The organism is Paraconexibacter sp. AEG42_29, assembly GCF_040581415.1.
Lineage (GTDB): Bacteria > Actinomycetota > Thermoleophilia > Solirubrobacterales > Solirubrobacteraceae > Paraconexibacter.
This window is the reverse complement of the sequence record NZ_CP114014.1, coordinates 4,474,241-4,494,321: the sequence shown is the minus strand read 5'-3', so window position 1 is coordinate 4,494,321 and position 20,081 is coordinate 4,474,241. Positions and strand designations below refer to the sequence as shown.

At 73.8% G+C, this 20,081-nt stretch carries 19 protein-coding genes and 1 tRNA gene; 19 read left to right on the top strand and 1 reads right to left on the bottom strand.

The window, feature by feature from the left end; all coding sequences use genetic code 11:
* Nucleotides 1–53 precede the first annotated feature (53 nt).
* The 12 genes from DSM112329_RS21835 (at nucleotide 54) to DSM112329_RS21780 (ending at nucleotide 11,734) form a co-directional block, all read left to right on the top strand.
* Nucleotides 54–1,022: an ROK family protein gene (locus tag DSM112329_RS21835; protein WP_354698669.1), complete on the top strand. Its 969-nt coding sequence runs from the start codon at nucleotides 54–56 to the stop codon at nucleotides 1,020–1,022.
* Nucleotides 1,019–1,852 (top strand): 16S rRNA (cytidine(1402)-2'-O)-methyltransferase, encoded by an 834-nt coding sequence (rsmI, locus tag DSM112329_RS21830; protein WP_354698668.1) that lies wholly within the window; start codon nucleotides 1,019–1,021, stop codon nucleotides 1,850–1,852. The genes DSM112329_RS21835 and rsmI overlap by 4 nt, the downstream gene beginning before the upstream one ends.
* A 52-nt stretch (nucleotides 1,853–1,904) precedes the next feature.
* Nucleotides 1,905–3,422: a methionine--tRNA ligase gene (gene metG / locus DSM112329_RS21825; RefSeq protein ID WP_354698667.1), complete on the top strand. Its 1,518-nt coding sequence runs from the start codon at nucleotides 1,905–1,907 to the stop codon at nucleotides 3,420–3,422.
* Between the two features lie 37 nt (nucleotides 3,423–3,459).
* Nucleotides 3,460–4,212: a TatD family hydrolase gene (locus tag DSM112329_RS21820; RefSeq protein ID WP_354698666.1), complete on the top strand. Its 753-nt coding sequence runs from the start codon at nucleotides 3,460–3,462 to the stop codon at nucleotides 4,210–4,212.
* A gap of 7 nt (nucleotides 4,213–4,219) precedes the next feature.
* Entirely contained in the window at nucleotides 4,220–5,083 is an 864-nt protein-coding gene (gene rsmA / locus DSM112329_RS21815) for a 16S rRNA (adenine(1518)-N(6)/adenine(1519)-N(6))-dimethyltransferase RsmA (RefSeq protein WP_354698665.1), read from the top strand.
* A complete protein-coding gene (locus DSM112329_RS21810; protein ID WP_354698664.1) occupies nucleotides 5,080–5,931 on the top strand; it encodes a 4-(cytidine 5'-diphospho)-2-C-methyl-D-erythritol kinase in 852 nt (283 codons plus the stop codon). The genes rsmA and DSM112329_RS21810 overlap by 4 nt, the downstream gene beginning before the upstream one ends.
* Nucleotides 5,928–7,442, top strand: coding sequence for a VTT domain-containing protein (locus DSM112329_RS21805; protein ID WP_354698663.1), 1,515 nt, complete (start codon nucleotides 5,928–5,930; stop codon nucleotides 7,440–7,442). The genes DSM112329_RS21810 and DSM112329_RS21805 overlap by 4 nt, the downstream gene beginning before the upstream one ends.
* Nucleotides 7,435–7,659, top strand: coding sequence for a hypothetical protein (locus DSM112329_RS21800; RefSeq protein WP_354698662.1), 225 nt, complete (start codon nucleotides 7,435–7,437; stop codon nucleotides 7,657–7,659). Before DSM112329_RS21805 ends, DSM112329_RS21800 begins: the two co-directional genes overlap by 8 nt.
* A gap of 72 nt (nucleotides 7,660–7,731) precedes the next feature.
* The gene (locus tag DSM112329_RS21795; RefSeq protein ID WP_354698661.1) at nucleotides 7,732–8,967 is read left to right on the top strand and encodes a helix-turn-helix domain-containing protein; all 1,236 of its coding nucleotides are present in this window, start codon (nucleotides 7,732–7,734) and stop codon (nucleotides 8,965–8,967) included.
* A gap of 40 nt (nucleotides 8,968–9,007) precedes the next feature.
* Nucleotides 9,008–9,802: an MTAP family purine nucleoside phosphorylase gene (locus DSM112329_RS21790; RefSeq protein ID WP_354698660.1), complete on the top strand. Its 795-nt coding sequence runs from the start codon at nucleotides 9,008–9,010 to the stop codon at nucleotides 9,800–9,802.
* Nucleotides 9,789–10,430, top strand: coding sequence for a hypothetical protein (locus DSM112329_RS21785; RefSeq protein ID WP_354698659.1), 642 nt, complete (start codon nucleotides 9,789–9,791; stop codon nucleotides 10,428–10,430). The genes DSM112329_RS21790 and DSM112329_RS21785 overlap by 14 nt, the downstream gene beginning before the upstream one ends.
* 89 nt (nucleotides 10,431–10,519) lie before the next feature.
* The gene (locus DSM112329_RS21780; RefSeq protein WP_354698658.1) at nucleotides 10,520–11,734 is read left to right on the top strand and encodes an EAL domain-containing protein; all 1,215 of its coding nucleotides are present in this window, start codon (nucleotides 10,520–10,522) and stop codon (nucleotides 11,732–11,734) included.
* Between the two features lie 49 nt (nucleotides 11,735–11,783).
* Here DSM112329_RS21780 and DSM112329_RS21775 read toward each other — a convergent pair whose 3' ends face one another.
* Nucleotides 11,784–11,957, bottom strand: coding sequence for a DUF1059 domain-containing protein (locus tag DSM112329_RS21775; RefSeq protein WP_354698657.1), 174 nt, complete (start codon nucleotides 11,955–11,957; stop codon nucleotides 11,784–11,786).
* 103 nt (nucleotides 11,958–12,060) lie between these two features.
* Between DSM112329_RS21775 and DSM112329_RS21770 the strand changes: the two genes are divergently transcribed.
* From DSM112329_RS21770 to DSM112329_RS21740, 7 genes are all read left to right on the top strand, one after another.
* Nucleotides 12,061–12,132 (top strand) — tRNA-Gln (locus DSM112329_RS21770).
* 132 nt (nucleotides 12,133–12,264) lie between these two features.
* Entirely contained in the window at nucleotides 12,265–12,921 is a 657-nt protein-coding gene (locus tag DSM112329_RS21765) for a hypothetical protein (RefSeq protein WP_354698656.1), read from the top strand.
* A gap of 10 nt (nucleotides 12,922–12,931) precedes the next feature.
* Nucleotides 12,932–14,311, top strand: a complete 1,380-nt coding sequence (glmU, locus tag DSM112329_RS21760; RefSeq protein ID WP_354698655.1) for a bifunctional UDP-N-acetylglucosamine diphosphorylase/glucosamine-1-phosphate N-acetyltransferase GlmU — start codon at nucleotides 12,932–12,934, stop codon at nucleotides 14,309–14,311.
* A 106-nt stretch (nucleotides 14,312–14,417) separates the two neighbouring features.
* Nucleotides 14,418–15,395: a ribose-phosphate pyrophosphokinase gene (locus DSM112329_RS21755; protein WP_354702518.1), complete on the top strand. Its 978-nt coding sequence runs from the start codon at nucleotides 14,418–14,420 to the stop codon at nucleotides 15,393–15,395.
* Between the two features lie 23 nt (nucleotides 15,396–15,418).
* Nucleotides 15,419–16,654, top strand: a complete 1,236-nt coding sequence (locus DSM112329_RS21750; RefSeq protein ID WP_354698654.1) for an NADH:flavin oxidoreductase/NADH oxidase family protein — start codon at nucleotides 15,419–15,421, stop codon at nucleotides 16,652–16,654.
* Between the two features lie 38 nt (nucleotides 16,655–16,692).
* On the top strand, nucleotides 16,693–17,025 hold the full coding sequence (locus DSM112329_RS21745; RefSeq protein ID WP_354698653.1) for a hypothetical protein: 333 nt from the start codon (nucleotides 16,693–16,695) through the stop codon (nucleotides 17,023–17,025).
* A 66-nt stretch (nucleotides 17,026–17,091) separates the two neighbouring features.
* Entirely contained in the window at nucleotides 17,092–20,079 is a 2,988-nt protein-coding gene (locus tag DSM112329_RS21740) for an EAL domain-containing protein (protein ID WP_354698652.1), read from the top strand.
* The last annotated feature ends 2 nt before the right edge of the window (nucleotides 20,080–20,081 follow it).

Below are 20,081 nucleotides of genomic sequence, written 5' to 3'. Positions count from 1 at the left end.
CTGATGACGAAGCGCGGCGGGCCACCACGGGGTGCCGCGGTACAGTCCCGCCAATGCCGCCGCCGTGCGTCATCGGCGTCGACCTGGGTGGCACCAAGCTGCTCGCGGGGACCGTCGACCGCGAGCTCAACGTCCACCACCGCGCTCACCGTCCGGCCGCCGGCGGGGACCGCTCCGCCGTGCTGGACCGCGTCGTCGACGCCGTGGAGGAGGCCATCGCCGCAGCGCCGGGGGACGTGCTCGGCGTCGGCTTCGGGATTCCGTCGCTGATCGACCGGGTCCGGGGGGTCGCCGTGTCGACCGTCCATCTCCCGATCGCCGACGTGCCGTTCCGGGACATCATGGTCGAGCGGCTCGGCCTCCCCGTGGTGGTCGACAACGACGCGAACGTCGCGATGCTCGCCGAGCACCGTTTCGGCGCGGCCGCCAGCACCGACCACGCCGTGCTGATCACGATCGGGACCGGCATCGGCAGCGGGATCGTGGTCGACGGCAAGCTCGTCCGCGGGGCGGTCGGCGCGGCGGCCGAGCTCGGCCACATGGTGATCGACCTCGACGGCCCGCCGTGCCAGGGCAACTGCCCGAACCGCGGCTGCATGGAGGCGCTGGTGTCCGGCAGTGCGCTGGGCCGCGCGGGACTGGCCGCGGCGGCCGCGGACCCCCGCGGCGCGCTGGCCGCGGCGGTGGCCACCGGCCGCCTGATGACCGGGGCGCTCGTCACCGAGCTCGCGCACGACGGCGACCCCGCCGCCACCGAGTGCCTGCGCGCCGCGGGCGTGGCGCTCGGGGTCGGGCTGGCGAACATCGTGAACATCTTCAACCCGGAGGTGGTGGTGATCGGCGGCGGCGTGATCGCGGCCGGCGACCTGCTCCTGGAGCCCGCCCGCGCGGAGATGCGGGCTCGTGCGCTGTCGCCGTCGCGCGACATCGCCCGCATCGTCCCGGCACGCTTCGGCGCGGAGTCGGGCATGCTCGGCGCCGCGGTCCTGGCCTACGACGAGCACGACGGGATCCCCACGTGACGACGCCCGGACGGCTGGTGGTGTGCCCGACGCCGATCGGCAACCTGGAGGATGTGACCCTGCGCGTGCTCAGCGCGCTGCGCGACGCGGACGTCATCGCGTGCGAGGACACCCGCCACTCCAAGCGGCTGCTGGACCGCTACAGCGTGACGACGCCGCTCGTCAGCTACCACGAGCACAACGAGCGCGCGCGGGCGAACGAGCTCGTCGCCCGGATGCAGGGCGGCCAGACGGTCGCGCTGGTGAGCGACGCCGGCATGCCGCTGGTGAGCGACCCGGGTGCGGTCCTCGTGGGCGCCTGCGTGGCGGCGGGCCTCGGCGTGGAGGTCCTGCCCGGGCCGTCCGCGGTGCTCGTCGCGCTCGCCGTCAGCGGCCTGCCGTCGGAGGTCTGGCGCTTCGGCGGGTTCCTCCCGCGCAAAGCCGGTGAGCTGACCGGGGTCCTGGCGGCCGCGAGCGGGGAGACGCTCGTCGCGTTCGAGTCGCCGCGGCGCATCGCGGCGTCGCTGGCCGTGCTGGCGGCGCTCGACCCGGATCGCCCGGTCGCGGTCTGCCGTGAGCTGACCAAGTTCTACGAGGAGGTCGTCCGCGGGACCGCGGCAGGCCTCGCCGAGCGTTACGCCGGACAGGACGTCAAGGGCGAGATCGTGCTGGTCGTCGGCCCGGCGGCGGCCGCCGAGGACGGCGGGCAGGCCGACCTCGGCCCGGCGCTGCAGGCGCTGCGCGACCTCGTGGCCGCAGGCGCGAAGCCACGGCCGGCGGCCAAGGTCGTCGCGTCGCTGACGGGTGCCGGCGCCAACGCGCTCTACGCCGCGCTCACCGAGCGGCGCTGACCCGGGCGGCGGACACGGACCGCGCGCGGGCCGCCGGTAACGTAGGTGGCCGATGGGGACCTTCTACGTCACGACGCCGATCTACTACGTCAACGCCGCGCCGCACATGGGGCACGCGTACACGACGATCGCGGCCGACGTCATGGCGCGTCACCACCGCCAGCGGGGCGACGAGGTCTTCTTCCTCACCGGCGTCGACGAGCACGGCGAGCCGGTGGCGAACGCCGCCGACGCGCTCGGGATGACCCCGCAGGCCCTGGCCGACCAGAACGCCGAGCGCTTCCGGTCCCTGATGCCGCGCCTGAACGCGTCGAACGACTTCTTCATCCGGACGACCGACCCCGAGCACAAGGCGAAGGTGCAGGAGGTCCTCGTCCGGATCAAGGACAACGGGTACGTCTACAAGGACCACTACGAGGGCTGGTACTGCCCGCGCTGCGCCGACTTCAAGTCCGAGGCGGAGATCGAGGACGGCAGCCGCTGCCCGATCCACCACATCGAGCTGACGATGGAGAAGGAGGAGAACTACTTCTTCAAGCTGTCCGCCTTCCAGGAGCGGCTGGAGCAGCACTACGCCGACCACCCCGAGTTCGTCGGCCCGCGCCACCGCGCGAACGAGGCGCTGTCGTTCATCAAGGGCGGGCTGCAGGACGTCTCGCTGTCGCGGGCGAAGCTCACCTGGGGCGTGACGGTGCCGTGGGACGAGGACCACGTCTTCTACGTCTGGTTCGACGCGCTCCTGAACTACTACACGGCGCTGTCGTACGCGAAGCCGGGCGAGGATCTCACGGGCACGTTCTGGCCGCCGCAGCAGCACGTCATCGGCAAGGACATCCTCAAGTTCCACGCCGTCTTCTGGCCCGCGCTGCTGATGGCGGCCGACCTGCCGCTCCCCGAACGCCTCTACATCCACGGCTACCTGCTGATGGACGGCGAGAAGATGAGCAAGTCCCTGGGCAACGTCCTGGACCCGTTCGTGGTGATGGACCGGTTCGGCACGGACGCGCTGCGCCATTACGTCCTGCGCGACGTGACGTTCGGGCAGGACGGCTCGGTCTCCACCGAGGCCTTCGAGCAGCGCTACGAGTCCGAGCTGGCGAACGGCTTCGGCAACCTCGCCAGTCGCTCGATCGCGATGGTGCGCAAGTACCGGGACGGCGCCGTCCCGCACGTCGAGCCGGAGCTGCGCGAGGACTTCGACGGGCTGGCGGACGAGGTCGCCGCGCTGATCGACCGCGCGGAGCTGACCCCTGCGCTGGAGCTCGTCTGGGAGCGCGTGCGGCGGCTGAACCGGTACGTCGAGGAGACCACGCCGTGGGCGCTCGCCAAGGACCCCGCGAACGCGGAGCGGCTGGACGTCGTCCTGGCCACGCTGATCGAGGGCGTGCGCGTCGTCGCCGTCTTGCTCGCGCCGGTCCTCCCCGAGACCGTCGACAAGCTGCTCGCCGCGCTGAACGCCCCGGACATCGCGTACGCCGGGGCGACGCTGACCGCCGGCGCCGTGACCCAGGTCGACGTCCTCGCGCCGCTGTTCCCGAAGGACCTGCCGCCCGCGCCGGTCGCGGCCTGAGCCACCCGCGCCTTCCGCGCGACCCGACGCCGCCACCATGATCGACAGCCACACCCACCTGGACTCCTGCGCGCCCGACAACGCCGAACTGGTCGCCGCCGCCCGCGAGGCCGGTGTCGCGCGGATGTTGACGGTCGGCACCGACGAGGCATCCAACCGGTCGGCGCTGCTGGCCGCAGAGGCCTTCCCCGAGGTCTTCGCCGCGGTCGGGCGCCATCCGAACAACGCGCAAGGCTTCGGGGACGCCGAGCTGGCGGACCTGGCCGAGCTCGCGCGCCACCCGCGCTGCCGCGCCATCGGCGAGACCGGCCTGGACGACTTCCGCGACTACTGCCCGCGCCCGGACCAGGAGCACGCCTTCCGCGCGCAGATCGACCTCGCCCGCGACGTCGGCAAGCCGCTCGTCATCCACACCCGCGCGGCGGAGGACGACACGATCCGCATGCTCCGCGAGCACGCGGCCGGGGTCACCGTGATCCTGCACTGCTTCTCGATGCCGGACCACGTGGACGCGTGCATCGCCGAGGACTGGTGGTTCTCGTTCGCGGGGAACGTCACCTATCCGAAGAACGCGGACCTCGCGCGGGCGGCGGCGAAGGTCCCGGCCGACCGGCTCCTGGTGGAGACCGACGCGCCGTACCTGACGCCCCAGGCCGTCCGCAAGCACCGCAACCAGCCGGCGTTCGTCGCCCACACCGCCCGCTTCGTCGCGGAGCTGCGCGACCTGCCGTACGACGACCTCGACGCGCTCGTGACCGCCAACGCGGCCGGCCTGTTCGGTTGGGGCTGAGGCACCGGTGACCCCGGACGGCGACGACCTCCCGACCCAGCCCACGCTCCGGCGGCTGAAGGCGTTCGGGGTCCGGCCCAAGCGGGACCTCGGGCAGAACTTCCTGATCGACTCGAACATCCTCGGCGTGATCGCGCGGGCCGCCGAGCTGACCGGTGACGACGTCGCGCTGGAGATCGGCGGGGGCCTCGGCGTCCTCTCCGAGTACCTCGCGCCACTGGTCGCGCACACGCACGTGGTCGAGGTCGACCGGTCGCTCGAGCCGGCCCTGCGTGACGCCCTCGACCGCTTCGGCGATCACGCCACGCTCCACTTCGGGGACGCGCTGCAGCTGGACCTCGGCGCGCTCGACCCCGTCCCGACGAAGGTCGTCGCCAACCTGCCGTACGGCATCGCCGCGACCGCGATCCTCAAGACGATCGAGGAGCTGCCGGCCGTCACCACGTGGGTGGCGATGGTCCAGAAGGAGGTGGGGGAGCGGTTCGCGGCCGGACCGGGGACGTCGGCCTACGGCGTGCCGAGCGTGCTGGCGCAGCTGTCCTGCGACGTCCGCGTCCACCACAAGGTGTCGCGGTCGGTCTTCCATCCGGTGCCGAACGTCGACAGCGTCCTGATCGTGCTGCACCGGCGGACCGACGTCGCCGTGGTCGGCAAGCCGCTGCGCACCCTCGTGCAGGCCGGGTTCGCGCACCGACGCAAGGCCCTGGCCGGCTCCCTGAAGCTGCACCCGGCCTACCCGAAGGAGATCCGCGAGCAGGCGCGCGCCGCGCTGCTGGAGCTCGGCCATCCCGCGGACGTCCGGGCCGAGCGCCTCTCGCCCGAGGACTTCCGCGCCCTCGCGGCGGCGCTCCAGGCCGGGGCCCCGACATGAGCTCGGTGCACACCCGCGCCCCGGGCAAGATCAACGTCTGCCTGTTCGTGGGCGCGACCCGCCCGAGCGACGGACGCCACGAGCTCGTCAGCGTCATGCAGGCCGTCGACCTCTGCGACGAGGTCTGGGTGGAGGACGCCGACGCCGACGCCCTCGTCTGCCCGCGGGTGAGCGGCGAGAACATCGTGACCGCCGCGCTGGCCCGCTTCCGCGCCCGGTCCGGGCGCAGCGAGCCCGTGGCGATCACGATCGCGAAGGCGATCCCCGTCGCCGCCGGGATGGCCGGCGGCAGCGCGGACGCGGGCGCCGTCCTGCGGCTGCTCGACGAGCACTGCGGCACGGGCCTGGGGGACGACGTCCTGCGCGAGCTCGCCGCGGGCCTCGGGGCCGACGTCCCGGCCCAGGTCCGTCCGGGCCGGTACCTCGCCCTCGGGGCCGGGGAGCGCGTGGCGGCGCGCCGGCAGCCACGGCCCTACGGCGTCGTCGTGCTGCCCCACCCCGAACCGCTGTCGACGCCCGCCGTCTACCGCGAGTTCGATCGGCTCCGGCTGGCCCGCCCCGCGACCGAGCTCGCCGCGCTCGCCGCGCGCGTCCAGGTGACGGCGGACGACCTCCCGGACGCGCTGGTCGTCAACGACCTCGAGCCGGCCGCGATCTCCCTGTGCCCGCCCGTCGGCCGCAACCTCGAGCGGCTCCGCAGCGCCGGCGCCGACCTCGTCCTGGTCTCGGGCAGCGGCCCGACCACCCTCGGCCTCACCCGTGACCTCGACGCCGCGGTCGACGTCGCGGCCCGCCTCGGGCCCGAGGCGATCGCCACCCGCGTCTGGGACCCGGACCGCTCGTCGTGAAGCCCGTCTGGTTCCTGGTCGCCGCCGCGATCCTCGTGGCCCTGCACCGCAAGCGCAGGCACCTGGAGCCGACGCTGCTCGTGGGCGGCCTCATCGTCGCCGTCGGCGCGATCGTGTACGGGACCGGCGTCGTGCACCTGCCGAAGATCGACCAGGTCCTGGAGGACCTCGGCGAGGCGCTCGGGCCGTGGACCTACGTGCTCGTCGCGGTGATGGCGTTCCTGGAGACGGGGGCGTTCGTCGGCCTGCTGGCCCCGGGTGAGACGGTGATCCTGATCGGCGGCGTCGTGGCCGGCCAGGGCCAGATCGACATCGTCGCCCTCGTCGCGATCATCTGGGTCTGCGCGGTGGCCGGCGACATGACGAGCTTCCTGATCGGGCGACGACTCGGCCGCGACTTCCTCGTCCGCCACGGCCCGAAGGTGCAGATCTCCGAGGCGCGGATCGAGCAGACCGAGGCGTTCTTCGACAAGCACGGCGGCAAGGCGATCTTCCTGGGCCGTTTTGTCGGCCTCATCCGTGCGGTCGCGCCGTTCCTCGCGGGGTCCAGCGGCATGCCGCTGCGCCGGTTCGCCCCCTACGACATCCTCGGCGCGGGGCTCTGGGGCACGACGTTCGCGGTCCTCGGCTACGTCTTCTGGCAATCGATCGACCAGGTCCTCGACCTCGCGAAGAAGGGGTCGCTCGCGCTCGGCGCCGTGATCGTGATCGGGACGCTCGTCGTCCTGGCGGTCCGCCGGCTCCGGGACGAGGAGCAGCGCGAGGCGTTGCTGCGGCGGGTCGACGCCCACCCGGTGTTCGGCCCACTCGCGCGACGCCTCCGACGCCCGGCCCGCTTCGCCTGGCGGCGCGTGACCCCCGGCGACCTCGGCCTGGAGCTGACGACGCTGCTGGCCGTCGTGGCGGTCGGCGCGTTCGTCTGCATCGGCTACGCGGTCAGCATCACGCCGGGGGAGCTGACGGCGGCGGACCGTCGCGGGATGCAGTGGTCGGCCGACCTCAGCGGACAGCGCCTCGACGACGTCGCCAAGACCGTCACCGATCTCGGGCGCCTGGAGTGGACCGGCAGCCTCGTCCTGCTGACGTGCGTCCTGCTGCTGGTGCGGCGGAAGTTCGCGGACGCGGTCGCGCTGGTCGCCGGCGTCGTCCTGACGAGCATGGCCTCGCACCAGATCAAGGCCTGGACGGACCGGCCGCGCCCCACCGACGGCCTCACCGAGACCGCCGGCTCCTCGTTCCCGTCCGGGCACTCCGCCAACGCCGTCGCCTACCTCGCGGTGGCAGTCGTCCTGCTGCGGGCCCTGCCCGGGCTCGGGTCGCGCGTGGCGGTCCTGGCGTTCGCGATCGTGCTGGTCGTCACGGTCGGCCTGAGCCGGGTCCAGGTGCGGGCGCACTACCTGAGCGACGTGTTCGGCGGATGGGGACTCGGGGCGGCCGTCTTCGCGCTCTGCGGCATGGTCGCGCTGGTCGTCTCCCACTTCCGGCAGAATCAGCGGGCAGCGCATGAGTAACCAGACGATCACCTACGTCGTCGCCGTCGCTGCGGCGGTCCTCGGACTCGCCGCCTACGTCGGCCTGATCCTCGTCCCCGCGTGGCAGTCGTACTCGCGGGTGTGGGAGCGCATCGCCGCGTCGTTCCTGACGATCTACATCCTCGCCGCGTTCATCGGGCTGGGCGTGGCCGGCGGTGCCGCGATCGTCTGGTTCTGGGATCGCATCGAGTTCTGACGCAGCTTCCGCTCGAGGTGGTGGCGACGGGCCACGGTCGCCCGCCGGCCGCGGTCCGTACACTGGGGTGCGATGCCCATCCCGGCAGAAGGCACGTCGTCGGGCCTCGATCTCTCGGCACTGGACGCCATGACGGAGGCCGTCGAGTCCGGCGCCGGACTGCCCGAGATCGTGCGCGCCGCCTCCCGTGCCCTCGAGGCGAGCCTCGTGCTCGTCGACCGTTCCGGTGCCGTCCTGGCCGTGGCGGCCCGCTCCCCTGCCGACGAGCAGTCGCTGACGATGGGCGCCAACGGCGTCGACACCGTCGAGCTGCGGGTGGCCGACGAGCCCGTCGGCCTGATGCGCATGCGTGCCCGCGGTGAGCCCGGTGCGGCCCTGGTCCGCATCGTCGCGACGCTGATCGCCTCCGAGGTCGAGCGCGTCCGCGCCCCCGAGCGCGCCTCCCAGGAGGCGGCGGCCGGTTTCCTGGGGTCGGTCCTGGCCCGCGAGCTGACCGACGAGGCGGAGATCCTCGCTGCCGCCGGCGAGCTCGGCGTCGACCTGCTCACGGGGGCGTCCTTCGTCGTCGCCCGCGTCCACGCCCACATCCCGTCCGAGGACGGCTGGCGTCCGCGTGTCCTGGCGGCCGCCGAGCGCGGCGCCCGCGCCGCTGCGTCCGGGGCACTCGCGGCCCTGATCGAACGCGGCGACCGCGAGGGCACCGAGGTCACCGTCCTGATCCCCGGCGGGGACGACACCCAGGCGCGCCGCGCCGCCGAGGGCGTCCTGCACGAGCTGCAGTCGGCGCTCCCGGGGCACACGTTCGCGGTCGGCCGCAGCCGCGTTGCCGCCGAGGCGACGGACCTCGCACGGGCGGGCGCCGAGGCGCTGCTCGCCGCGAACGTCGCCGAGGGCGACACCGAGCGGCCCCTGCTGGCGTTCGACGACACCGGTGCGTACCGTCTGCTGCTCCCGGCGATGAGCGAGGACCCGGCCGAGTTGCAGCGGTTCTACGCCGAGACCGTGGAGCCGCTCGTCGCGTACGACGAGCAGTACGAGACCGACCTGGTGCAGACCGTCGAGGCGTTCCTGGACGCCGACGGCAACGTGGCCGGGACCGCCGCGCGGCTGTTCACGCACCGGCACACGATCCGCTATCGCCTCGAGCGCGTCCGCGAGCTCAGCGGCCTGGACGTCGGCTCGACGGACGGCCGCGAGAAGCTGTCGCTGGGGCTGAAGGCGATGCGCGTCCTCGGCATCGCGCACCGCGGGGGGCCGGCGACCGAGGCCGGCGTCACGGGCGGCCGCGTCCCGCGCCGACGCCAGTAGGTCGGCCCGTCGGACCGGTTCGCCACTAATGTGGCGGCCAATGCGCATCGGGATCATCACGGGCTCGGGGACGTACGCCCTGCCGGGCTTCGAGGACGGTACGCCGGCGACCGTCGCCACCCGCTTCGGCGACGTGCCCGTGACCCGCGGCAGCTTCGCCGGTGCCGACGTCGTGCACGTGTCCCGCCACCGGCACGGCCACGAGCTCGTCTCCCATCAGGTGACGCACCAGGCCAACATCAGCGCCCTCGCCGAGGAGGGGGTCGACGCGATCCTGTCCGCGACGGTCTGCGGGGCGTGCGACCCGGAGCTCGGACTGGGGTCGCTGGTCGTCTTCGACGACCTGCACTTCCTCGCCAACCGCCTCCCCGACGGCACGATCTGCACGCTCCACACCGAGCCGGGCGCGGCGGGCCGCGGGCACTGGATCTTCGACGGCCCGTTCAGCGAGCCACTGCGCGCGGCGCTGCTGGCCGGGGCGCGGGCAGTCGACCACCCGGTGCGCGACGGCGGGTGCTACGGCCACGTCGACGGGCCCCGGTTCAACACGCGTACGGAGATCCGGATGCTGCGCCAGGCGGGCGTCACCTGCGTCTCGCAGACCGCCGGGCCGGAGACGGTCCTCGCCGGCGAGGCCAAGATCCCGTACGCGCTGCTCGGCTACGCGACCGACTACGCCAACGGTGTCAAGCCCGAGGACCCGACACCGGTCAGCGAGCTCGTGCGCCTGGTGGCGGCGTCGACCGCGTCCTTCGCCGCGGCGCTCGGCGCGGCCGTCCCGCTGGTGGACGCGGCGTCGCTGGCGCCGAACGGGACCGCGTTTGCCTGGGACTGAGCAGCGGCCGCACGGCGACCCCGATGCTGCCGGTGCCGTGACGGCGGCGGGCGGCGGGCCGCTCGCGGTCGTCGTGCTCGATGCGCTCGCCGGTGCCGACCCGGGCGACAGCCTGGCCGCGCTCCTCGGGCCGGTCGCCGCGTCCGCCCTGCGACGCGAGCTGCTGCGGGGTGCGCGGCGGTGGGCCGCGGCGACGGCCACGCCGGGTGGTCCCGGCGCCTTCGAGGCGAACACGACGGACGCGGCGCTGACCGCCCTGCACGGCCACTGCGGTCCGGTGGTGTTCGTCGCGCCCGACGTGCCGGGGCTCGACCACGCGCTGGGCGCCGCCGTGCTCGGGGACCTGGCCGACGGCGTGGGCCTCACGTTCGCGCCGACCTTCGACGCCACGCCGTACCTGATGGCGACCCCGACGCTCGACGCCGAGTTCCTCGCGCTCGCGGGCGGCCACCGCGACGAGCTCTTCAGGACCGTGGGCGGACGCGGCGCGCCGGTGGGGATGCTGCGGTCCGAGCGGCGGCTCGCCACCGCCGCCGACGCACGGGCGGTCGCCGCGGACCCGTCCACCCCGCTCGAGCTCGGGGTGCTCCTGGCCGCGGGCCTCGACGTCCGCATCCGACGGGCGTAGCGTCATGACACCAGGCCGGGCTTCAGTCAGCACGAATATCGACCGATAGTCGGAGTGACCCCCTCTTCCCTCGCGAGGTCCCGACCGCGATGTCGTACGCACAACCCGATGCCGTTCCCGTCGTCCACGCCCACGCCCACGTCCCCGCCGTGACAGCGGTTCCCGATCCCGTGCCGGCGGCCGACCGCCACGCCCAGGGCTGGACCGACGCACTCCAGCGGATCCTGGCCGAGCCGCACTGCGTGCGCGTCCACTACCAGCCGATCGTCGACCTGCAGCGCGGCGCCGTCCGGGGATACGAGGCGCTGGCGCGCTTCCCGGAGGCCGCGGGTGTGGGCCCGCGCGACTGGTTCGACGCCGCCGCGCAGCTCGGGTACGCCGGTGCGCTCGAGGCGCAGGTCATGCAGGCGGCGCTCGTGACGCGCCCGCTGCTCACGCGCGACCGCTTCATCGCCGTCAACGTCAGCCCCGCCGCCCTGCTCAGCGCGGAGGTGCAGGCGGTGCTCGCGGCCGAGCACTCGCTCGAGCGGCTCGTCATCGAGGTCGTCGACCAGCCCGACGGCGCCGACCTCGACGACGTCGCCGCCGCCCTGACCCGGCTGCGCGCCCGCGGCGCACTCGTCGCCGTCGACGACGCCGGAGCGGGAGCGCGCAGCCTCGAGCGGGTCACCGCCCTGCGCCCGAACTTCGTGAAGGTCGACGGGTCCCTGATCACCGGGATCGACGCGGACGACACCCGCCTGGAGATCGTGCGGACGCTCGGCCAGTTCGCCGCGCGGCTCGACGCGTGGATCGTGGCCGAGGGCATCGAGACGGCCGAGCAGCTCGACGTCCTCGTGCAGCTCGGCGTGCCGCTCGGCCAGGGCTACGCGCTTGGCCGCCCGAGCGCCGCAATGGGGGAGCTCGACCGCACGATCGCCCAGCGCATGCGCACCCGGACGCCGAACCCGGCCGCCGCCGAGCGGCTGTCAGGGCTGATGGACCGCGCCCCGGCCGTCCCTGTCGCCGGCGGCCCCGGAGCGGTCACCGAGGCGTTCGCGTCGCATCCCGCCGCCGACCACGTCGTCGTGCTGACGCCGAACGGCCATCCGTGCGGCGTCATCGACAGCCCCGCCCACCAGCGCGGGACGCTGCCGCGGGCCCCGCTCAGCCTGACCGGCGGCGTGCCGATCGCCGACGCGGCGCGCCGCGCGATGGCGCGGCCGCTCGCGACGCGCTTCGATCCGGTCGCGGTGATCGGCGAGGACGACGCCTACGTCGGGCTGGTCCCGATCGACCGCATCGTCGGCGCGCTGGCCCGCTGACGCGGCCGCCCCCACCGGTCGAGGGCGGCGCGGCACGTCGCTCCGCGTGTCAGACGGTCTCGATCTTCTCGCGGACCTGCGCGACGACCTCGTCGGGCACCGACTCCATGCCGTGGTCGGCCTGCGCGTGAGCCGCGACCTGTCCGAGGATCTCGTCCTCGGTCTCGGCGGTGAAGGTCGCGGTGCATCCGGGGACAACGGCGCCACAGCTGAACTGCTTCATGGACTGGCTCCTTGGAGTGGGGTACGGGCGATGCTACACCGCACGGATCGGCCGGCTTGCGGCTAAGCTTGAGCGGTCGAGCCAGAGCGCTGGTTCAATGCACTGGGGAGTGGTGTAATGGCAGCACGCGGCCCTTTGAAGGCCGAAAGTTCGGGTTCAAGTCCCGACTCCCCAGCTGTCGGCCGTCATGGCCTAGGTTCTGTCCGACCGGCGTCTGATCGTCTCGGGCATGCCTCCGCGCTACTCCGAGACCGAAGCCCGAAGTGCTGTCGCAGCGTCGAAGAGCTACGCCGAGGCGCTTCGGCGCATGAACGCGTCGTCCACCGGCAACAGCTTCAAGGTCCTCCAGAAGTACGTCGCGGTCTGGGGCATCCCGGTCGATCACTTCGACCGCTACGCCACGACTCGTGCGCGATCGCGCGCCCAGCGCGTCCCGCTCGAGGAGATCCTTGCCACCGGTCGGCCGTTCAGTCGTCGTTCGCTGAAGGCGCGCCTCTTCGAGGAGGGGTACAAGACGCGTGCCTGCGAGCTCTGCGGGCAGGGCGAGCTCTGGCGCGGCAAGTCGATCGCGTTGATCCTCGATCACGTCAACGGCGTCCCCGACGACAACCGCCTCGCGAACCTCAGGATCGTCTGCCCGAACTGCGCAGCCACCCTCGAGACCCACTGCGGCCGCAATGCGCGAGCGCCTGAACGTCCGTGCGCCTGGTGCGGCGATCCGATGCGCGCCCCGTCCCGGCAGCGGTACTGCTCCCGCCGGTGCGCGGGGCGGGCCCGGAGCGGCGCGGGACGGCCGGCCACCCGCAAGGTCGAGCGCCCGCCCCTCGCGCAGATCGTGGCCGAAGTGGACGCCGACGGCTGGGAGCGCGTCGGCCGCCGCTACGGCGTGTCGGGCAACGCCGTCCGCAAGTGGGTCCGGGCATACGAAGCCGCCGAAGGACCTCGCGAGGGCCGTCCGGCGTAGCATCCGCGCAGTGAGCTTCACCGCCGTCGTGATGGCCGCCGGGAAAGGCACCCGGATGCGCTCGTCCACCCCGAAGGTCCTGCACGACGTGTGCGGCCTGCCGATGGTCCATTGGCCGATCCGGGCGGCGCGCGCCGCCGGGGCGACCCGGGTCATCGTCGTGACCTCGCCGGGCGGGGAGCTCGACGGACACCTGCCGGAAGGCGTCGAGACCGCTGTCCAGCCGGTCGCCGACGGCACCGGGGGTGCGGTCGCCGCCGCCGCGCCGCTGCTGGACGCCGAGGAGACGGTGATCGTCATCAACGGCGACGCCGCGCTGATCCCGGCCGGGCCCCTCACCGCCCTGATCGAACGCCATCGGGCCGCGGGCGCCGACGCCACCGTCGCGACCATCCGCGCGCTCGACCCCAGCGGCTACGGCCGGGTCATCCGCGACGAGGACGGCTCCGTCCTGCGGATCGTGGAGACCCGTTCGCCGGGCGACGCCACCGAGGCCGAGCTCGCGGTCGACGAGATCAACGTCGGCATCTACGCCTTCCAGGGCGCGGCGCTGCACGCGGCGCTGCCGCAGCTGCAGAGCCACAACGCCCAGGGCGAGCTCTACCTGACGGACGTGCTCGCGCTGGCGGACCGCGCCGCGGCCGTGGACCTCGGCGACCCGGGCCTGCTGGTCGGCATCAACGACCGCGCGGAGCTCGCTCAGGCGTGCGAGACCATGCAGCGGCGCCTGCTCGACGACCACATGCGCAGCGGCGTGACGGTCGTGAGCCCGACGTCGACCGTCGTCGACGCGGACGTCGTCATCGGCCAGGACACCGTCCTGGAGCCCGGGACCGTGCTCCGCGGCGCGACCGTCGTCGGCCGCGGCTGCCGCATCGGCCCGCAGGTGACGCTGACCGACTGCACGCTGCACGACGAGGTCACGATCCGCCACGCCTTCGGGGTCGAGGCGACCGCGCACGACGGGGTCACGATCGGCCCGTTCGCCTACCTGCGGCCGGGCACGGTCCTGCGGGACGGCGCGAAGGTCGGCACGTTCGTCGAGGTCAAGAACTCCGACATCGGCCCGGGCGCGAAGGTCCCGCACCTGTCGTACATCGGCGACGCGGACGTCGGGGCCGGGTCGAACCTCGGGGCCGCCACCATCACCGCCAACTACGACGGCCGCCACAAGCACCGCACCACGATCGGCCGGGACGTCCGCTCCGGGGTCGACGTCAGCTTCGTCGCACCGGTGACGATCGGCGACGGCGCGGTGACCGGCGCCGGCTCCGTCATCACCAAGGACGTCCCTGCGGGGGCGCTCGCGATCGCCCGAGCGCGCCAGACGAACCTCGAGGACTATGCTGCCGGACAGGATGCCGCCGCCCCGGACGGGCGCGGCGCCTGACCCTCCCGCCCTCTCCTCCCAAGCCCGGGCCATCTCCTCCATGACCTACGCGTCGGACCCTGTCCGTAGACTCTCGACCGCTGTGCGCGGCGCGACGAGCCTCCCGATCGACTACGACAAGCGCCTGATGCTGTTCTCGGGCCGTGCGAACCCGGCACTCGCCGGGAAGATCGCCGAGAAGCTGGGGGTCGACCTCGGTCCCGTCACGCTCAAGACGTTCTCCAACGGCGAGGTCTACTGCCGGTACGAGGAGTCGATCCGCGGCGCCGACGTCTTCATCATCCAGCCGACCTGCGGCAACCCCGACACGGGTGTCAGCGCCAACGACGCGCTGATGGAGCTGCTGCTCATGATCGACGCGGCCGTCGGCGCGTCCGCGCATCGCGTGATCGCCGTCTGCCCCTGGTACGGCTACAGCCGGCAGGACAAGAAGTCCGCCCCGCGCGAGCCGATCTCCGCCCGGCTCGTCGCCCGGATGCTCGAGTCCGCCGGCGCCGACCGCGTCCTCACGATGGACCTCCACGCCGGTCAGGTCCAGGGCTTCTTCCAGAAGCCGGTCGACCACATGACCGCGATGATGATGCTCACCCAGTACTTCGCGGACCTCAACCTGCAGGACCTCGTCGTCGTCGCCCCGGACGCGGGCCGCGTGAAGCTCAACAAGAAGTTCGCCTCCAAGCTCGGCGCCGAGCTCGCGATCCTCGACAAGGAGCGCCCCGCCCAGCAGGTCGCCGAGATCGGGTACATCATCGGCGACGTGCGCGGCAAGACCGCGCTGATCGTCGACGACATGATCGACACCGCAGGCACGCTGAAGGCGGCCGGTCAGACGGTGCGGGACGAGGGCGCGGCGCGTGTCTTCGCCGCCGCCACCCATCCGGTCCTCAGCGGCAAGGCCTTCGAGAACCTCGCTGCGTCGCCGTTCGAGCAGATCGTCGTCACCGACACGATCCCGCTGCGCCGCGGCGCGCCGGACAACATCCGCGTCCTCAGCTGCGCCGAGCTGCTGACCGACTCGATCCGCCGGATCTTCACCGACGACTCCGTGAGCGAGGTCTTCGGCGGGGAGAATCAACTGTTCTGACGGTCGGGAAGTAAGGTTGTGGAATGCAACCGACCGTCGAAGCGGCCATTGACGTCCTGACCCAGCCGCTGGCCCTGCCGTGCGGCGCCGTCCTCCCGGGGCGGATCGGCAAGTCCGCCATGAGCGAGCAGCTCGGGGACCGCGTCAACGCTCCGACGCCCGCGCTGAACACGCTCTACGGCCGCTGGGGCTCCGGCGGCGGCGGGCTCCTGATCACCGGCAACGTGATGGTCGACCGCCGTCACCTCGGCGAGCCGAAGAACGTCGTCGTCGACGACGACCGCCACCTCACGCAGCTCCGCGCGTGGGCGACGGCCGCCCAGGCCGGCGGCACGCCCACCTGGGTCCAGATCAACCACCCCGGCCGTCAGGCGCTCCGGATCGCGGGCACGCATCCCGTCGCCCCGTCGCCGATCCGGCCGAAGGTGCCGGGCGCGCCGACGCCCAAGCAGCTCACCGACGCCGAGATCCATGCGATCGTCGAGCGCTTCGCGACCACAGCTGCGGTCGTGAAGGAGGCTGGCTTCCACGGCGTCCAGATCCACGGCGCCCACGGGTACCTCGTCAGCCAGTTCCTCTCGCCGCGCGCCAACGAGCGCACCGACGCCTGGGGCGGAGACGCGACGAAGCGGATGCGGTTCGTCGTCGAGGTCATGAAGGCGATCCGCGCCCGGGTCGGGGCCGCCTACCCCGTCGGCATCAAGCTGAACTCGGCCGACTTCCAGCGGGGCGGGTTCACCGAGGAGGAGTCGATGGACGTCGTCGCGGCGCTGACCGCCGAGGGCCTCGACCTGCTCGAGGTCAGCGGCGGAACGTACGAGTCGCCGGCGATGACCACGGGCGACACGCGGGCCGAGTCGACCAAGCAGCGCGAGGCCTACTTCCTGGACTACGCCGAGAAGGTGCGGGCGATCACCCCGGTCCCGCTCATGGTGACCGGCGGCTTCCGCTCCCCCGCCGGGATGCGCGACGCGATCACGTCCGGGGCGACCGACGTGGTCGGCCTCGGCCGGCCGTTCGCGCTCGACGCCGCCGTCCCGCGCACCGTCGCCGGCGGTGGCACCGCGCCGGACATGGGCGGCCGCAAGACGTCGGCCAAGCAGCTCGACGCCGCACTCGAGCTCTACTTCCACACGCGGCAGATCCAGCGCATCGGCGGCGGTCACGAGCCGACCGCGTCCGAGCCCATGCCCATCACCGCGGCGCATATGCTGCTCGACAACGGCTGGGCCGCCCTGCGCCGCAAGCGCGGCGGCTGACCCAGGCCCCGACCGCCCGCCCACCGCCAGAAGGCCCCGTGACCGCCACCGCCGCCGCCGTGCTCATGCAGCGCCTCGGCCTCACCGAGGACGAGCTCTGCGCGGCACTCGGCGCCGATCCGCTGTCGCTGATCGCGGGCGACCTGGACGACAAGCCGCAGCTCCCGATCCTGCTCACGCTGACCGAGGAGGCGGCCGAGCGGGTCCACCCGGACGCGCTGCGCCGCTGGCTCCGGGTCAGCGGGCCGCAGGGCCGGCCGCTCGACCACCTCCTGGCCCGCGACTACGCCGGCTTCGAGGACGCGCTGGCGACGCTGGCCGACCGCGGCTTCGTCATCACGGGCGGCGGCGGTCCGCGCCCCGGCGCCTGACCGGAACCGATGGGCGCTCACCGGCCGACGTCGTCGCCGACCGTCCTGCCACGGATCGTCGCGGTGGTGGGGGTCCTCCTGACCGTGATCGCGGCCCTCGTCGCGACGGAGCACGCCGGCGACGCCGCCGAGCGCGAGCAGCGCTCCGAGCTCCACCTGGCCGCCGACGCGACCCGGAACGCGGCGAATGGGGTCATCAGCGACCTCGAAGCGCTCGCCACCCTGTACGCCGCCGCGCGACCCGTGTCCCCGGCGCACCTGCGGCTCGCTGCCGCCAAGCTCCTGCAGAACCCGATCGTGGCCGCCGTCTCGGTGCTGCGCGCGGTCCCGCAGTCCGGCCGCGCCCGGTTCGAGGCGTCGGCCGGGCCGATCGTGGAGCTCGACGGCCGCACGCGCGCGCGGACTCGACCGCAGTACACGCCGATCCTGACGGCGCTCGCGCAGCAGGGCATCGGCGTGGGGCGGCCGTCGTCCATCCCGGCCCGCGGCCACATCGACGCCGCCGCGGACCCGCGCCGCGCGCTGGCGCTCGCCCGGGCCATCCGGACGCGGTCGGCGTCCGTCACCGCGCCGAACGCCCTGCTGGACCCGGGCCGGGCCGTGGTCGCGTTCTACCTTCCGGTGGTCCGGCTGACCGGGGAGCTCAGCCCGCTGCGCGTGGCGGTGGTCTGCGACACGCGCGTCCTGGCGCGCACGATCGCCGCCGCGCTGCCGAGCGGCCTCGGCGCCCAGATCCGCGACGGCTCGGTCAGCTTCGAGGGCGGGCGTGCAGCGGTCGGCCCGTCCACCCGGGAGGCGGTCGTCCGGGTCGCCGGCCGGGCCTGGACCGTCTCGGTCGACCGGGTGCCCGCGGCGTGGTCCGGCATCGCGGCGACGGCCGGCTCCGGACTCAGCCTCACGCTGCTCGCGGTGCTGGGAGTCGGCGCGCTGGTCCGTCGCGAGCAGGAGGCGCGCACGCTGGCCGTGCTGGGGGCCCGGGAGCGGGACCTGGCCGCGCGCGACGCGCTCGACGCGCGGCGGCGGTCGCTCTTCCTGGAGCAGAGCGCCACGGACATCCTTCTGCTCACCCGGCCCGACGGCACCCTGACGTACGTGTCCCCGGCGGCGCAGGCACTGCTCGGGACCGCGCCGGATGCCCTGCTCGGCCACACGCTCGCCGCCCTTGCGCACCCGGACGACCGTGACCGCCTCGAGGCGCTGGTCGCGCACCTGGGACGGACGGACGCCGCCGTCGACATCACGCACCGGCTGCGACGGGCGGACGGCCGCTGGCTGTGGGTGGAGACGCTGCTGCGCGCCGTCAAGGACCCGGCGACCGGTGCGGTCATGGAGGCCCAGGGCAGCGTGCGGGACGTCACGCGCCGCCGTGATGCCGAGCGTCGCCTGCGCGAGGCCGAGCTGCGGTTCCGCAGCGCGTTCGACGAGGCTCCGCTCGGGATGGCGGTCATCAGCCTGGAGGGCGAGTTGCTGCAGGCCAATCGCGCGCTCGCCGGGCTCTGCGCCTGGGACGAGCCGGGACCGCGCGGCGTCGCGTTCGACGCACTGCTGCACCAGGCCGACGCGGACGTCCACGCGCAGGCGCGCGACGCGCTGCTCGACGGCGTGCTGCGCGAGCACACCGCGGAGCTGCGCCTGGTCCAGCCGGGCGGCGAGGTGGTCTGGACGGCCATGAGCACAGCGCTGGTGCTGGCCGCCGACGGCAGCCCACGCCACTACCTCACCCAGGTGCAGGACGTCTCGGGCCGCCGCCGCGCCGAGGCGCAGCTGCAGTACCTGGTGGACCGCGACCCGTTGACGGGCCTGCTGAACCGCCGCGCCTTCGAGCGCTCGCTCGACGAGCACCTGCGCCGGGGCCGCCGCTACGGCGTCCGGGGTGCCGTCCTCGTCATCGACCTGGACGGCTTCGCGGCGGTGGGCGCGCGGCTCGGCCGGACGGCCACCGATGCCCTGCTCGCACGGATCGCCGACGCCCTGCGCGGGCGGCTGCGCGACTCGGACCTGATCGCCCGTCACGGCGGCGACGAGTTCGTCGTCCTCCTGCCGGAGGCCGAGCTGCCCGAGGCGCTCGAGATCGCTGCCGGACTCGCGGACGTCGTGCGGACCGCGGACGCCCACGTCCCGCTCACGGCCAGCATCGGCCTGGCGCTCGTCGACCGGCCCGAGCAGCGGGGCGACGAGCTGCTGAGCGACGCCGACCTCGCCATGTACGACGCCAAGCAGGCGGGCCGGGACAGGCTGCGGCAGGCACGCGGGGCCAGGGCCCGTCCGGCCCAGCGCGGACGGGCCCGGGCCGCCGGCGCCGACCCCGCAGCGGTGATCCGCGCCGCGCTGTCCTCAGGCCGCCTCGTCCTGCACGCCGAGCCGCTGCTCGACCTCGCGGGCGGCGGGGTCCCCGAGCTGGTGCTCCACCCGCGGCTCGTGACGCCGGACGGCGATCTGCACGGCCCGGCGGCGTTCCTGCCCGACGCCGAGCGCGCGGGACTCGTCCCGGAGCTCGACCGGTACGTCATCACGCGGGCGGCGGAGCTGCTGGCCGACTATCCGGACGGGCCGGCCCTGTCGGCGCGTGTGTCGGTGCGCTCGCTGATGGGCGACGGGCTCGTGGACGTGCTGTCCGACCAGCTCACGCGCCGCAACGTCGATCCCCGCCGGCTCACCGTGACGCTGCGCGAGCACGAGGCGGTGGCCCACCTGGCCCGTGTCCAGGAGTTCGGGCGGGACCTGGGGCACCTCGGCTGCCCGCTCGCGCTGGACGACGTCGGGGCGGGCTTCGGCAGCTTCTACTTCCTGAAGCACCTGCCGTTCGACGTCCTGCGCATCGACGAGGGCTTCGTCCGCAGCAGCGCGACGGAGCACATCGATCAGGTGGTGATCGCGGCGATCGTCGAGCTCGCCGCGGGCGTGGGGGCGCGGACCGTTGCGACCGGCGCTGCCGACGCGCCGACGCTGGAGGCCCTGCGTGCGCTGGGCGTGGACCAGGCCCAGGGTCCCGCGGTCGGTGCGCCCGTCCCGGCGCGGGAAGCCCTCGACGCGGCCGGCCGCCCGCAGGCCTGAGC